Below are 14,481 nucleotides of genomic sequence, written 5' to 3'. Positions count from 1 at the left end.
CAGCGATGGGCCGGGCACGAATCATGGCCGTCAGCGCTTCCGCAGGATGACATGATAGTCGCCGCGACGGACGTCGGTGCCGCGCGGCAGCACGGCGTTCAGCACCGCGGCGCCGGCGTCGACCAGGGCTGCAAACAACGGCCTGCGCCGGCGCATCTCGGGGTAGCGCGGGCTTTCCACCTCGCGACGATAGATCATCTCGAGGCCGTTGGCGGTCGCGAAAGCCTCGAGCCGGGGCAGCGTCACCAGCGGATGGAAGAACGTCGGGAACGGCGGCTCGCCGGGCAGGCCGGCGTCCTTGATGCCGCGGATGTGCCGGTAGAACCAGACGTGAAACCAGTGCGGCGAATACTTGGTGACGACTCCGGAGAGCGAGCGCGGATTGGGCGCGCCGATCAGGATCATCCCGCCGCGCTTGAGCGCGTCACGGAAATTCAGGAGCGCCGCGTCGACGTTCGGCAGATGCTCGATGACGTTGTAGCAGATCACGAGGTCGAAGGTCTCGCGCCCGAAGCGGTAGGTCTGGACGTCGCCGAGGATCGCCTCGTCGGCGTAGGTGTTGTTGCGGACCTGGTCCTCGTCGATGTCGACGACGGTGACCTTGCTGCGGCTCAGCAACTCCGGAGGCAGGACGCTGCACGAGCCGCCGCCGGCCTCATAGATGGCGAGCCGGTCCTGCGGCAGCTCGCGGCACAGCACGTCGTGGACGGCGAGCAGGCTGTCGCGGGCCTCGCCGGGGACGAGATCATGGAGCGCCTGGGTGGGCGTCATGGCCGCGGAGACATTGATTGCCGTGGCTGTCGCGAAGTCGATCGTGGCTGGCTTGTTCATGATTTTCTGACCGCGCTTGTTCTATTCAAATTTACAGGAAAAGACTCGCTCGCCCGAAGAGCAAATCCGATGCCGCGCCGTCTCACTGATCGCAGTGCTTACGGTCGGGTTAATGCGTATAGGCGTTAACTACGGCATTGTTCATGTCGAGACGTCGACGGCGCACTGGACCGCGAATTGCACTAGCACGCGTGCGAGGTTTTGCGGCAGAAACACGCGAAGGCGGTTAAGTGCATGGTGTCGTGCCAGGATGACTGGAGATCACCGGGATGGCGTGGCGGATGCGCTGCGCGCCGATCGGTCATTTTGGCACGCATCTGTCCCGCAGCGACGTGCCATCGCGGCACGAGGCCGATCCGCGCGATCGAAGCAGGGCTTTCTCAACATATCTCGGCCATCTAGGACGTCATGACATTGATCCCGACAGACCTGTCCGCCACGCGCAGCTCGGACGTCGTGCGCGATCCCAACCGGGAGATCGTGGCGAGCTCCCGTGTCATCGATCTGTCGGTCGGCATTGTCGTCTGCATTCCCTGCTTCCGGCGCCCGCAGCATCTGCGGCTGACCCTGGACTCGCTGGCGAGCCAGCGTACTCCCCGCTCCTTTGCCGTCGTCATGGTCGAGAACGACGCTGCGCAGCGCGAGAGCGCGCCGGTCGCCGCCGAGTATCTCGCCGATGGCCGGCTCCAGGGCGTCTGCCTCGTCGAGAAGCGGCAGGGGAACTGCCAGGCGATCAACGCCGCATTCGAGACGGCGCAGGGGCTGTTTCCCGCCGCGACCCGTTTCCTGATGATCGACGACGACGAGATCGCTTCGCCGGACTGGCTCGAACTGATGGTCCGCACTGCGGAGGCGACCGGTGCCGACGTGGTCGGTGGGCCGGTGCTGCCGGTCTTCGACGACGACAGCAAGCCCTGGCTTTCGCGTCATCCCGCCTTCTGTCCCGCCTACGATTACAGCGGAGCGGTGCCGCTGATCTATGGGTGCGGCAATTGTCTGATCACGCGTGCCGCCTTCGAACGGTTCGATCGTCCCGCGTTCGACCTGCGCTTCAATTTTCTCGGCGGCGGCGATTGCGATTTCTTCGTGCGGTGCCGTGACGCCGGCATGCTGTTCCACTGGACGGCGGAGGCCGTCATCACCGAGACCGTGCCGCACAACCGCACCGGCCTCGGCTGGATCGCAAAGCGCGGCCTGCGTATCGGTGCGATCAACTATCGTGTGCAGTACAAGGCCGCGCAGACCATGGCGGCGCGTGCGCGGGTGTTCGCGCAGATGCTTGGGCGGGTGCCGCTTTCGCTGGTCCGCGCCGCAGCCTTGCTGAGCTCGTCGAAGGCAGTCGTCGCGATGCATCCCGTGATGGTTGCGCTTGGCGCCGCCCTGGCGGCCTTCGGGCTCGAGCCGAGACCCTACGAGGCCTCGAAGATCGTGTCCTGATGCCGCGGCGGCGGACTAGATGCCGAAACGGGCGAGCGCGACCCTGATCGCGGCGCGTGGCAGCGATCTGAGCGACAGCCGGCCGATCATCGCGAGATAGGCGAAGGCCTCGCGATATCTGCCGAAGCGAACCGCTTGCATCGCCGAATAGGTGACGAGATGAATCTCGGCGGCCTGGCGCAATCCGCCTGCCGTGCCGTCGGGGAGTCGCGCCAGGATCAGCCCGTCGTCGAAGACCCGCGCGACCGCAGGCAGGAAATCCTGCGGGGTTCGCACCGCCGCGTTCATCGTGTTGGACGTATGCAGGCGATAGTCGAGCAGAAGCTTCGGCGCGAATGCGAACTCGCCGATTGCTGCAAGGCGGCACCAGCAATGCCAGTCCTCGCAATATCTGAGCGAGACGTCGAAGCCGCCGACGGCGCGGAAAGCGTCCGCACGTGTGAGCACAATGCCACCGTTGACGATGAAATTCCCGGCCGTGAGCTGCACCAGCACGTCGCCGGACGGCTTGCGGCGTCCCTTCAACAGGTCGCGCCGGCCGATCTGCCGTCCTTCGCCATCGATCGTATTGTAGTCGCCGTAGACGAGAATCGCGCGCGGAGCACCGCGCGCCGCCGACAGCAGCGCCGCGACCGCACCGGGCCGCAGGCGGTCGTCGGCATCCAGGAAGAGCAGCCACTCGCCGCTCGCATGCCGGGCGCCGAGATTGCGTGCCGCCGACACGCCGGCAGCCTCGTTGTGCAACAGGCGCAGCCGCGGATCGCGCACGGCGCGGACGATCGGCACGGTGTCGTCGGTCGAGCCGTCGTCCACGACGATCACCTCGCCGACATCGCCTTGCATCAGCGCGCTCGCGAGGGTTTCGGCGAGATAGGCCGCTGCGTTCTTGGCGGGAATGACGACGGACACCGCGACCGAGTTCGCCGGCAACAGGCTGCGCAGGCCTGCCGGCGCGCGCGGCGCAACCGGGAGTTCGAGAACGTCGTCGGCGGTGATCAAGCGGCGGCTCGTCTTTTAATGGACTGTTAACCAGGGCGCATCTGCCGCGCTTGCCAACGCCAGCGTAGGCAAACTCGGCCGTTGCGGATGATATCCCCATTACGGTCGAAGCGTTGCCGCGAAGGTCTGCGCGGCGCGGGTTTCGTGTATTAGCGTTAAGCCGGTGCCATCGCGCCGGTGCCAAATCCGGAAGAGTGCGGCCGCAGCCCGGCTGCACCAGTGTCCGCCTTCGTCGCGATGCTGGTTGACGGAAGGTTAACGGGGATGAGCTAGAACCCGGAGCTTCCCCGGCCCCACCACCTGCCCATGGATTGCAGCTTGGATCGCAGCGCCGCTGACATCACCGACGTCGAGACCCGGTCGTTCGGCCACATCCTGCGCGATGGGCTCGCGAGGCTGAATGCCGCGCACGCGGCGCGCTGCCTCGTCGCCGTCGCGGCGCTGCTGCTGGTGCTGGTCACGCTCGATCCCTTCCCGGACCTGCGCAATCCCGACCTCGTCACCGTCGTCGGCGGACGCATGGCACTGACTTACATCTCCTTCGGCCTCCTGGCTGTGGTTGCGGTTCTGCTCGCCGCCGCCACCGACGCTCCGTCGCTGAGGACCCTGGTGACGCCGTTGCACCTCTGCCTCGTCGGCTGGCTGCTGATCAACATCGCCTTCTCCGAGAACCGCGGCGTTTCGCTCCAGCGGTTCGTGCTCGCGGCCAGCGTGACCTCGCTCGCTGTCTTGCTGCCGTTGCTGCCGCCGACGCAGCGCAGCTTCAACCTTTGCCTGGGTATCGCCGCGCTCGTGCTGCTCGCGCTCTGCTATCTCGGCGTCTTCCTCGCGCCGCAATACTCGATCCACACGGCGCTGGACATCACCGAGCCGCAACTTGCCGGCGACTGGCGCGGCAGCTTTGCCCATAAGAACATCGCGTCGCCCGTGATGACCATCCTGGTCTATGTCGGCATCTACCTGTCCGCCGTGGGCTCGTTCGTGATAGGGCCGGCGGTCGCAGCGCTGGCTGGCATCTTCCTGATCTTCACCGGCGGCAAGACGTCCTCGGTGCTGTGTCTTGCGATCTACGCTCTCGCCTCGCTGGTCTATGTCACGCCGGGCCTGTGGCTGAAGCGGATCATCTGCTTCGTGCCGCTGATCCTGATGAACCTGTTGACGGTCGGCAGCGTCATGAGCCCGGCGCTCGGGGCGATGACCCGGCTGCTTCCGCTCGATCCCACCTTCACCGGCCGTTCCGCGATCTGGGAGTTCGCGCTTGCGGCCGTCGCGGAGAAGCCGATCATCGGTCACGGCTATGCAGCGTTCTGGGACGACGTGACGGCACGACAGACCGCGCAAGGCGCCGAATGGGCGACAACTGCGGCGCACAGCCACAACAGCTATCTCGACCTCGCGGTCACCATCGGTCTGCCGGGGCTGATGCTCGTGATCCTCGCCTTCGTGGTCGCACCGCTCGGCAACTTCCAGACGGCCCAGGCCCACAGCCGCAGCGGCGCACTGGCCAAGCTGTTCCTGACCGTGTGGTTGTTCGGCCTGTATTACGGAGCCACCGAGACCTTCCTGCTCGAACGGCAGAATCCGATCTGGTTCATGTTCGTTCTTGCCGTGGCCGGCCTGCACTTCCTGGCAAGGTTCCAATGCGTCGAGCAGATAGAGTCGAAACGCTGACAGCTTGTCGCAGCCAAGCCGCCGGTGACACCGGCTTAACGATAAGCGGCGAGGTTGCTTGTGGTCTGCAGCAAAACATAATCTATCGGGAAACACTCAGTAGTCGTATGTCCAGCGGAATGACGTTTCTCAGCGTCGAGCAACTAGACGGCCAGGTGTCCAGCACGTCGGGAATCGCAATCGATTTCGCGCGTGACTGGCGGCACGTGGCCTCACGCCTGAGCACCGGGCACCGCACCGCGTTCCAGCATGTCTACTGGCTCGACGCCTGGTACGAGGCGTTTCACGACGTCTCCCCGCTGATCGCCGTGATCTTCGATGCCGCCACTGGCAAGGACATCGCGATCGTGCCGATGATCAGCCATATCAGGCGTGGCATCCGCATCGTCGAGTTCGCAGACCTCGGGGTCTCCGACAACAATGCGCCGATCCTGGCGCTCGATGCTACGTTGGATGCAGAAGCGACGGATGCGATCAACGAGGCGCTGATCGACGCTTTGCGCGCGTTGCCCGATCGTTTCGATCTGCTCCGCCTGAGGAAGATGCCGGCGCAGGTCGGAGGCAAGCCCAATCCGCTGGTGTCGCTCGGGCGGATCGGATCCTCCTCGCTCAACGGCAATCTCGTGCTGATGGGCGATGACTATCGCGACTACCAGGCCTCGATCAAACGCCTGCAGATGCCACGCTGCTGGCGCGTCTTCAGCCGCCATGCCGGTGCGCGCTTCGAGATCGTCGCGGACGTCGGGCGCGCGCATGAACTGCTGGACGTGATGGATGTGCAGCAGCAGGCGCGCATGCAAAAGCTCGGCTCGCCGTTCGTCCTCAACGACGAGACCCATGCGCGATTCTATCGCGAGGTCGTTCGCCAGGGCGTCGCGGAAGGTTACGCCATTGTCTCGGCGCTGGTGTGCGACGAGGGGGTCGTCGCCACCGCGCTCGGCGTCAAGCATGGCGCGACCTATCTCCTGCTGCGCATCAGTCACGCCAGCGATGCATGGTCGAGCTGTTCGCCGGGTCTGCTCGTCACCGAGCGCACCATGGCCGCGCTGCATGCGCAAGGCATCCGCCGCTTCGATCTCAGCATCGGCAACCAGGATTACAAGCGGCGCTTCGGCGCCGAGAAGGTGCCGCTGACCGATGTCAGCGTCGCGCTGTCCTGGCGCGGTTTGCCCTACGTATGGCGCGACCACGCCGCGCAGGGCCTGCGCCGCTATCCGAAACTCGCCTCCCTCGCGGCGCGAGCGATGGGCAAGGGAATCCGATAAAAAGTGCTGCAGGGTGCAGCGTTCGCGCCGGCCGAGCAGGCTCTACGATCCCGTGCAACTGGCGCAGCGAAGCCGGCCGCGCGAGGCGCGGAATAGGCTGCGACAATACCAGCGACGCGCGAGTGCCTGTGCGGGCTTGCGGATCATCTGCGCGATCAACAAGAGTTCGAAGGCCATTCGTATCGTTCTTCGTCGAGTATTCCGGTCATAGATGGGGCGGCATCCTCGGATGAGAATGCCGCCCGAGTCGCATCAGCCATGCAGTCGGTCGTAAGCTGAACTGCGAGGCTCAGCCGTGCAGCTTCTTGGCGGTATCCGCGATCTGGCGGCCCTGATAGCGTGCGCCGGCAAGCTCGTTGGCGCTGGGCTGGCGGCTGCCGTCGCCGCCGGTGATGGTGGTGGCACCGTAGGGCGCCCCGCCGGTGACCTCGTCGAGCTTCATCTGGCCGGCGAAGCCGTAGTTCATGCCGACCACCACCATGCCGAAATGCAGCAGGTTGGTGATGATCGAGAATAGCGTGGTCTCCTGGCCGCCGTGCTGGGTCGCGGTGGAGGTGAAGGCGCCGCCGACCTTGCCGTGCAGCGCGCCCTTGGCCCAGAGCCCGCCGGCCTGGTCGAGGAAGTTCGCCATCTGCGAGGCCATCCGGCCGAAGCGGGTGCCGGTGCCGACGATGATCGCGTCGTAGTTCGCGAGATCCTCGATTCTAGCGACCGGCGCGGCCTGGTCGAGCTTGTAGTGCGAGGCCTTCGCGACCTCGGTCGGCACCAGCTCCGGCACGCGCTTGATGTCGACGGTGGCGCCGGCTTCGCGCGCGCCTTCGGCGACGGCATTGGCCATGGCTTCGATATGGCCATAGGCGGAGTAATAGAGGACGAGAACTTTGGTCATGGTGGTCTCCGTTGGGTGGGGGTGATGGGTGCGGGTGACGGCTGGTTTATTGAGGACGTCAAGCCAGGGCCTGTTCCCGGGCATTCACGCTCTCTTCGATGGCGGATTTGCGGGGATGGCCGGGACAGGCCCGGCCATGACGAGGAGATAGTTACGCCGCGTCGACGAGCACGAGCTCGGAGTCTTCGAGCGCCGTGATCTTCAGCTTGGCCTCGTCGCGGATCGCGGCGCCGTCGCGGGCATTGACGCGGACGCCGTTGATCTCGACGGAACCCGCCGCGGGCACGAGGTAGAGGTGCCGCGACTGCTGCGGCTCGTACTCGGCGCTCTCGCCGGCCTTCAGCGTGGTGGCGAGCACCCGCGCATCGGCGCGGATCGGCAGTGCATCCGCATCGTCCTCGAAGCCGCTCGCGATGGTGACGAGCTTGCCGGAGCGGTCCGCCTTCGGGAACGGCTTTGAGCCCCAGGTCGGCTGGCCGCCCCGCGCGGTCGGCTCGATCCAGATCTGGAAGATCCGCGTCCTGGTCGGCTCGAGATTGTATTCGGAGTGGCGGATGCCGCTGCCGGCGCTCATCACCTGCACGTCGCCCGCTTCAGTCCGGCCCTCGTTGCCGAGGCTGTCCTGATGGGTGATTGCACCCTCGCGCACATAGGTGATGATTTCCATGTTGGCGTGGGGATGGGCGGGAAAGCCGGTGTTCGGTGCGATCTCGTCGTCATTCCACACCCGCAAGGCGCCATGGCCCATGTTGTTCGGGTCATAGTGGCTCGCGAAGGAGAAATGATGCTTGGCCTTGAGCCAGCCATGGTCGGCGCCGCCGAGCTTTGCGAAAGGTCTGAGTTCGATCATCTGCATAATTTCCTTTACTTGAGCAGGTTGCGCCTTGATCAGGCGCCGAACCCGCCGTCGACATTGAGCACCGTGCCGGTGACGAAGGAGGCCTCCGGGCTTGCGAGGAAGAGGATTCCGGCTGCGACTTCCTCGGGACGGCCGAAGCGCTGGAGCGCGTGCTGCTTGCGCTGGGTCTCGGCGAACTCGCCGCCGTCCTTCGGATTCATGTCGGTGTCGATCGAGCCGGGCTGCACCACGTTGACGGTGATGCCGCGCGGTCCGAGGTCGCGCGCCGCGCCCTTGGTGTAACCGACCACGGCCGCCTTGGTCGCGACGTAGTCGGCAAGGCCCGGGAACGAGGCGCGGTCGGCCAGCATCGAGCCGACGGTGACGATGCGGCCGCCCTCGTCCATCAATTGCGAAGCGGCCCGGATCGCCGCGATCACGCCGTGCACGTTGATGGCATCCTGGCGGGCAAACGCGTCTGGGTCGGCTTTGGGATCGTCGATCGCGCCGCCGGCGGCAACGCCGGCGTTGTTGACGAGGATATCGAGATGGCCGAACTCCTTGGCGACATCGTTGACGAGCTGCGTCACGTCCTTCGCGGAAGCCTGGTCCGCCTTGAAGGCGCGCGCCCTGACGCCCTTCGCCTTCAATTCAGCGACGACGGCCTCGGCCTTCTCGGGCGAAGCGACGTAGCTGATGGCGACATCCGCGCCTCCATCGGCGAGAGCGCGCGCAGAGGCCGCGCCGATGCCGCGCGAGCCGCCGGTGACGAGGGCAACCTTCCCTGAAAGCTTCTTGGTCATTGGGTCTCTCCAGTCCCGAATTTCTGATGACCCTTGGATAAGCCTCCGTCCGTGGTATAGAAATAGAAACTGTTGAAACACATTGTTTCGCTAAATATCCCAATTGGAGATCAGCCCAATGGCAAAACTCCCCGATTTCGAAGCGCTCGCGATTTTCGCAAAAGTCGTGGAATTACGGTCGTTTGCGGGGGCTGCGAGCGAGCTGGCGATGTCCAAGGCGACGGTGTCGAAGGCAGTGACCCGGCTGGAGGAGCGGCTCGGCGCGCGGCTGTTCAACCGCACCTCGCGCCGGCTTGCGCTGACCGATGCCGGGCACAAGCTGGCGGAGCGCGCGACGCGCCTGCTCGTCGATGGCGAGGCAGCGGAGAACGAGGCATTGGCGCAATCGGTCGCGCCGCGCGGGCTGGTGCGGCTCGCCGTCCCCATGACGTTCGGCATCAAGGCCGTGGCGCCGCTGCTGCCCGAGTTCTTCGAAGCCTATCCGGAAGTCTCGGTCGATCTGCACTTGAGCGATGCGACCATCGATCTGATCGGCGAGGGTTTCGACATGGCGGTGCGGATCGCGCGGTTGCCGGACTCTTCGCTGATCGCGCGGCGGCTTTTCACCATGCCGCGCTACACCGTCGCTGCGCCGTCATATCTGAAACGCCACGGCAGGCCGACGCATCCGATGCATCTCGCCCAGCACAAGTGCTTCAGCTACGCCTATCTCTCGACGCCGAACGTCTGGCACTACACCAATTCGGCCGGCGAGCAGGCCAGCGTACGCCCGGGAGGGCAGCTTCGCGTCAACAACGGCGAAGCCGTGATGCCGGCACTGATCGCCGGCCTCGGCATCGCCGAGCTGCCTGAATTCATCGTTGGCGAAGCCATTTCCTCCGGCGAGGTCGAAGTCATCCTGAAGGACTGGACGCAGGCCGAAGGCGCCGTGCACCTGGTGACGCCGCCCGGCGGCCCGCGTCCCGCGCGCGTCGAGGCGCTCGGCGATTTCCTGGCGGCAAAGCTGCCGGGCACCTGCAAGCGGCGGACGCGCGGAAAGGCGAAGGCGTCGTAGAACGAGCACCTTCAACGACCTCGTCATTGCGAGCGCAGCGAAGCAATCCAGAGTCGTTCCGTGGAGGGATTCTGGATTGCTTCGTCGCAAGAGCTCCTCGCAATGACGGTGCTGAACTACGATACCTCCACGCCGTCGATCGCGACGATGCGCAAGCTCGGCTTCAGCGTTTCTTCCAGCTGCGACTTCAATTCGTGAACGCGAGGGTCGTTCGAACGCTTCGCGCACACCGCATATTGATGGACGGATTGCGCCAGCGCGCGCCGCGCTTCCGGTGTTCGCGTCAGCTCGGGCTTTGAAAGCCGCAGGACGATCGCGGCGAGATTCACCAGCATCTCGTCCAACGCGAGGTCGATGGTTCCAACATTTCGCATCGCTCACTCCCTCGGGAGGGCAACAGCCGGTCCCCGGGAGGCGTTCCCGGGTCCCCCGTATATGGTTAGCGCTTCGTAAACATCTCGCTTCTTGCCCATCGCAGCGCCAGGCTGGAGCGAAACGAATGTTCATGACCGGACGCAATATCAGGATGCGCAGTCCCTGACGCAGTTCATCGCGGCCGACAGCGCGCGTCTGATCGCGGCAGTTCAGAAGATCGGCAAGGTGGAGTAGTCCTAGACTAGAACCCGGTGCGCAGCACGCCTCGCACCGTGTGCCGGTCATATCCCGGCGCAAACGCGCCCTCGTAGGACGCCTTGAATGAGGTCGCAGTCGTGAGATCCCACCGGATCTCCGCGCCGGTGAGCGCGACCGTGCGCGCGCGTTCGATGCCGGTGATCGCGAAGGGAATGCCGGGGGCCCCCTCCAGGGCCGCCGTGGTGGACGCCGCGCCGCCGGTAAATTCGTGGCGGACGGCGAGGGTCGCGCCGAATTGTGCCGTCTGGCCGTTCGGCATCATCACTTGGTGATGGGTGCGCAGGCCCGCCGTGCCATAGGCGACGTCGAAGCTGCCGGCCTGCACCAGCTGGTTTACGCCCGGCGCACCCGTTTCGGATAGACTGCCTTGCCGTGTCGAGTACCAGTCGGCCTTGGCGAACGGCTCCGCCGTGAACCCCCATCCGGTCGCAAAGGGACGTGCGATGCCGAGCGAGGCGGCAAAGGTGTTCGCCCGTGAGGAGGCGGTCGCAGTTTCGCCGAGGAACGCGATCGAGCGAGAGGATTCGAGCGCCGCGAAGGAATAGCTGATGGCGGATGCGAGATTGAAGCCGCCCCTCTCGCCGCGCGCATAGAAGCCCACATGGCCGGCATTGGCGTCGATCCGGTCGGCACGGCCGGCCATCCGCAGCTGGCCGGTCGATGCGCCGATCGCAAGGCCTGCCGTGAATCCAGGCATGTGCCAGAGATCGGCGCCGAGCGCTGCGCCGGCAACGGTCGTGTTCGTTCCGAAGGCAATGCCGCTCGCCGCCACCTTGTCCCAATTGCCGTAGCCGCCGAACCAGACGCTCCGCGCCGGCGTGGGGCGCCGGCCAGCGAGAGCCTTGCCGATCGGATCCGCCGGCTCCGGGGCGTAGGCGGTGGCCGACATGCGCAGGGTTTCGCCGCGCGACTGCGTGCCCGCATTCCACATGAAGGTCTGGAACATGTCGGCCTGATCGGCGACGAAGCGGCGTCCATCGGCGCGAACTTGACCGGCAAGATCATCGAGGCCGGCCTTGATGCCGGACTCATTGAGTGCGGCCAGCGTGTTGATCGCCGTGGTCAGCGTCCCCGATGCGCCGCCGAGCTGTGCCTGGTCCAGCGCGCCGGCCACCGCGGCCTGGTTCGGCGACAGGCCTGACAGCGTGCCGAAGCCACCAATCTGCTGAAGGATGAAATAGACATTGTTGACGTCGTAGCTGAGCTGGCCCGAAACCAGCGGGCTGCCCGAGCTCGTGAGGCTGGCGAAACTGCCGCTGACGCCGCCCGTCGCGGTCAGGATCGTATACTGGGTGTTGGCGATGAAGCCGGCGCCGAGCGGCACGATCTGCACGGTGCCGCCATTGAGCGTGGCGGTCCCGGTTGCTGCGATCCTGTCGGACTGGCCGGCGGCATTGATCTCGACCTGGAAGGTCGATCCGGCGTTGAAGGCGACGTTGCCATTGACGTTGAGCGTGCCGATTGAATTGCCGGGTGCGACCGTGCCGCCGCTGCTGACGACGAGCCCACCCACCGTGCCGGTGCCGCCGAGATAGCCGCCATTGACGGTGACCACGGACGGCAGCGTGCCGTTCACGAGGAGGCCGCCGGCGTCCACCGTAGTCGTGCCGCTGAAGGCGGTGGTGCCGGTCAGCGTCCAGACCGAGGAGCCGGTTTTCTTCAACTGCTCGAATTCGTCATATTGGAGAGCCGCGCCGATATTGCTGAGGTCGAACGAGGCGCTGCCGATGCCGCCGAAATTCAGCGTGTCGGTGCCGGTCCCGCCGCGTACCGTCCCGGTGATCGTCGAGCCAGGGGCGAGGGTGAGCGAATCATCGCCGCCGGACAGGTCGATCGCCCCGCTGCCGCCGCCCGAGATGGTTCCGGAATTGAGGATGGTGTCGGCGCCGGAAGAGCCCTGGATGGCGATCAAGAAGCCGCCGGAAATCGTGCCGGCATTGACGAGAGTGTTGCCGCCGGCGGCGAGCTGCACGCCGGTATGGTCACCGCCGATCGATCCGCCCTCATAGACGGTGACGACATTGGCATTCGACGTCCCGCTTATTCGGAGCCCCGTGGTGTTTGCTCCGGTGCCGACTGCCGTCCCGCGGATGTTGATGAGATTGTTGTTCGAATTGTCGATGACGATCGCCGCCTCGGCGTTGCCCGTACCCTCCGCGATCCCGCCGGCCGCGATCGTCACAGTGTTGCTGTTCGATCCGTTGGAGAGCAGAACGGTTCCGCTGTAGGTCGAGACCGTTGCTTGATTGTTGACGGTTACATGCGAAGCGATGGTGCCGTCGAACGTGATTGCCGGAATTCCGGCCCCCGGCGTGAGCGAGGTCGTCGTCCCGTCGCCGACGTTGACCGTGACGTTGCTGCCGCCAGTGGCGTTGATGTGATCGGTATTGCCGACGCCGGTGCAGGTCGCCACGTCGCCCGAATTGAGCGCGCCGATCGTGCCGGTGCCGGCCACGGTGCAGGCGGCGAGAGCCGGAGCAGGCATCAGGGCGATCGGCGGAGCGAGCATGAGCGGCGTCAGCACCGTCGTGACCAGCAGCCTGTTGCGCAGCATCGTGACCATGGCCTCTCGTGCACGGGCTGGTATTGCGGTCGGCATCGACAATTCCCTCATTGCAGCCATTGATTGCTAGCGGGGGCGTCGCTTCCGTTCTTGGTAATATGCGAAACGGTCTATGGTCATAGGCGCAAGGGACCGATTTGCTCCGGCTGTGTTGCCGCACTACAACGGACAGTGACGCTGGCGCGCGCGATGCGTTGCCGCCGCACGTGGACAAAAGCGAAAATCCGGATGGCTTGAGACGCAGCTGGATTTGAAGTCCGCGGCGCGGCTTGGCCGGCGCGATATCAGTATCTCGGTGTTCGAGCTTGCAGACGCGCGTTGATGGCAGCCCACGGCCAATCGTCCGCGCCGCGGCTTGGCTTGAACAGCGACTGATGCGGACGGCGCCACCGCTCCGCGATCCGTTGCGCGGAAGCGGGTTCCAAGCGCCTTTTCACGTTTTTTTGTTGAAGCAGAACCTTCCTGCGCCTCATTGATTGAGGAGCTTTTGAATGAGCCTGGAAGGATATGAACATGCGAACAGAGCGGATCGCGCTGGGTGTGGCGCTTGCAGTCGGCGTCCTGGTACAGAACGCTGCGTCCGCGCAGGAATATCGCGGCACGATGGAACAGCAGATGGCCTGCACGCCGGATGTTTGGCGGTTGTGCAGCGACCAGATTCCGGATGTGAACCGCATCGTGGCGTGCCTGCAGCAAAACACGGCGCAGCTCTCCGGCGGTTGCCGTGCCGTGTTCCTGTCCAACAATCAGGTGCAATCGCCTCAGCCGGTGCCGCGCAACCGCGTCGCGCCCCCGCCGCGCTACAACACAGCGCCGCCACCTGCAGCGGCACCAGCACCGGGGCCCTACGATGACGACGACTAGAGCGGAATGGCTTTAGGTTGAATCGATCGCCGCGGGCCGTTCACCTCTCCCGCTTGCTTGTGGGAGAGCGAGTGCACCTCCGTCGTTGTAGCAATCGAGCTTCGTCCGATCGCGCTCTAGCCCGCCCTAGGGTCGGTGTTCGCAGACGTCGACCCATTGAGCCGCAGTCAGCTCGGCCATCCGCTCGGGCGTGATGCGCACGGCGCTGTGGGTCGAGCCCGCCGCTGGCACCACGACGTCGAACGCCTTCAGCGAGACGTCGCAATAGATCGGCAGCGGCGATTTCAGACCGAAGGGACAGACGCCGCCAACCTCGTGCCCGGTGATCTCGGCGACTTCCTCCAGACCCAGCATCTTCGGCTTGCCGCCGAACTGCGCCTTCACCTTCTTGTTGTCCATGCGTGAAGTGCCGGCGGCGACGATCAGGATCACGCGCTCGCCGATCCGCAACGACAGCGTCTTGGCGATCCGTCCCGGCTCGACACCATAGGCCTCGGCCGCCAGCGCCACGGTCGCGGAGCTGATTGGGGATTCGATGACGGAGATATCGGGGGCTTTTTCGGCGAAGAAGGCGCGAACGGATTCCAGGCTCATTCCGGGCAGCTCATTCCAATCTCACGGGCGGGCGGCGACC

Annotated in this window: 13 protein-coding genes; 5 read left to right on the top strand and 8 right to left on the bottom strand. The window is 65.3% G+C overall.

Features of this window, described 5'->3' with window-relative positions; translation table 11 throughout:
* Nucleotides 1–30 precede the first annotated feature (30 nt).
* Entirely contained in the window at nucleotides 31–831 is an 801-nt protein-coding gene (locus tag AC1RQP_RS35215; RefSeq protein ID WP_492941850.1) for a class I SAM-dependent methyltransferase, read from the bottom strand.
* A gap of 408 nt (nucleotides 832–1,239) precedes the next feature.
* Here AC1RQP_RS35215 and AC1RQP_RS35210 point away from each other — a divergent pair, with 408 nt between their 5' ends.
* Nucleotides 1,240–2,268 carry a glycosyltransferase family 2 protein gene (locus AC1RQP_RS35210; RefSeq protein ID WP_492941848.1) on the top strand — a complete coding sequence of 343 codons (1,029 nt, stop codon included), beginning with the start codon at nucleotides 1,240–1,242 and terminating at the stop codon, nucleotides 2,266–2,268.
* Between the two features lie 15 nt (nucleotides 2,269–2,283).
* On the opposite strand, the gene AC1RQP_RS35205 is transcribed toward AC1RQP_RS35210, so the two are convergent.
* A complete protein-coding gene (locus tag AC1RQP_RS35205; RefSeq protein ID WP_492941846.1) occupies nucleotides 2,284–3,267 on the bottom strand; it encodes a glycosyltransferase in 984 nt (327 codons plus the stop codon).
* Between the two features lie 318 nt (nucleotides 3,268–3,585).
* Between AC1RQP_RS35205 and AC1RQP_RS35200 the strand changes: the two genes are divergently transcribed.
* Together AC1RQP_RS35200 and AC1RQP_RS35195 are read left to right on the top strand one after the other, a co-directional pair.
* Complete coding sequence (locus tag AC1RQP_RS35200; RefSeq protein WP_492941844.1) at nucleotides 3,586–4,938, top strand: O-antigen ligase family protein; 1,353 nt, start codon at nucleotides 3,586–3,588, stop codon at nucleotides 4,936–4,938.
* Between the two features lie 119 nt (nucleotides 4,939–5,057).
* Nucleotides 5,058–6,203 (top strand): GNAT family N-acetyltransferase, encoded by a 1,146-nt coding sequence (locus tag AC1RQP_RS35195; protein ID WP_492941842.1) that lies wholly within the window; start codon nucleotides 5,058–5,060, stop codon nucleotides 6,201–6,203.
* A gap of 289 nt (nucleotides 6,204–6,492) precedes the next feature.
* Here the strand turns inward: AC1RQP_RS35195 and wrbA are convergent, their stop codons facing one another.
* The 3 genes from wrbA to AC1RQP_RS35180 form a co-directional block, all read right to left on the bottom strand.
* Nucleotides 6,493–7,092, bottom strand: coding sequence for an NAD(P)H:quinone oxidoreductase (wrbA, locus tag AC1RQP_RS35190; protein ID WP_492941840.1), 600 nt, complete (start codon nucleotides 7,090–7,092; stop codon nucleotides 6,493–6,495).
* A 151-nt stretch (nucleotides 7,093–7,243) separates the two neighbouring features.
* Nucleotides 7,244–7,942 carry a pirin family protein gene (locus AC1RQP_RS35185; protein ID WP_239621007.1) on the bottom strand — a complete coding sequence of 233 codons (699 nt, stop codon included), beginning with the start codon at nucleotides 7,940–7,942 and terminating at the stop codon, nucleotides 7,244–7,246.
* Between the two features lie 38 nt (nucleotides 7,943–7,980).
* Nucleotides 7,981–8,733 (bottom strand): SDR family NAD(P)-dependent oxidoreductase, encoded by a 753-nt coding sequence (locus tag AC1RQP_RS35180; protein WP_492941838.1) that lies wholly within the window; start codon nucleotides 8,731–8,733, stop codon nucleotides 7,981–7,983.
* A gap of 118 nt (nucleotides 8,734–8,851) precedes the next feature.
* On the opposite strand from AC1RQP_RS35180, the gene AC1RQP_RS35175 reads away from it, so the two are divergent.
* A complete protein-coding gene (locus AC1RQP_RS35175) occupies nucleotides 8,852–9,787 on the top strand; it encodes a LysR family transcriptional regulator (RefSeq protein ID WP_028180459.1) in 936 nt (311 codons plus the stop codon).
* 116 nt (nucleotides 9,788–9,903) lie between these two features.
* On the opposite strand, the gene AC1RQP_RS35170 is transcribed toward AC1RQP_RS35175, so the two are convergent.
* Both AC1RQP_RS35170 and AC1RQP_RS35165 read right to left on the bottom strand, forming a co-directional pair.
* Nucleotides 9,904–10,161 (bottom strand): hypothetical protein, encoded by a 258-nt coding sequence (locus AC1RQP_RS35170; RefSeq protein ID WP_028180458.1) that lies wholly within the window; start codon nucleotides 10,159–10,161, stop codon nucleotides 9,904–9,906.
* Between the two features lie 242 nt (nucleotides 10,162–10,403).
* Entirely contained in the window at nucleotides 10,404–12,983 is a 2,580-nt protein-coding gene (locus AC1RQP_RS35165) for an autotransporter outer membrane beta-barrel domain-containing protein (RefSeq protein WP_492941836.1), read from the bottom strand.
* 513 nt (nucleotides 12,984–13,496) lie between these two features.
* On the opposite strand from AC1RQP_RS35165, the gene AC1RQP_RS35160 reads away from it, so the two are divergent.
* Entirely contained in the window at nucleotides 13,497–13,847 is a 351-nt protein-coding gene (locus AC1RQP_RS35160; RefSeq protein WP_492941834.1) for a hypothetical protein, read from the top strand.
* Between the two features lie 126 nt (nucleotides 13,848–13,973).
* Here AC1RQP_RS35160 and AC1RQP_RS35155 read toward each other — a convergent pair whose 3' ends face one another.
* A complete protein-coding gene (locus tag AC1RQP_RS35155) occupies nucleotides 13,974–14,441 on the bottom strand; it encodes a YbaK/EbsC family protein (protein ID WP_492941832.1) in 468 nt (155 codons plus the stop codon).
* Nucleotides 14,442–14,481: the final 40 nt, after the last annotated feature.

Source organism: Bradyrhizobium sp. GW821-FHT13H06 (assembly GCF_058803975.1).
Note: the sequence above shows the minus strand (reverse complement) of the source record. Positions and strands in the feature narration are given on the sequence as shown.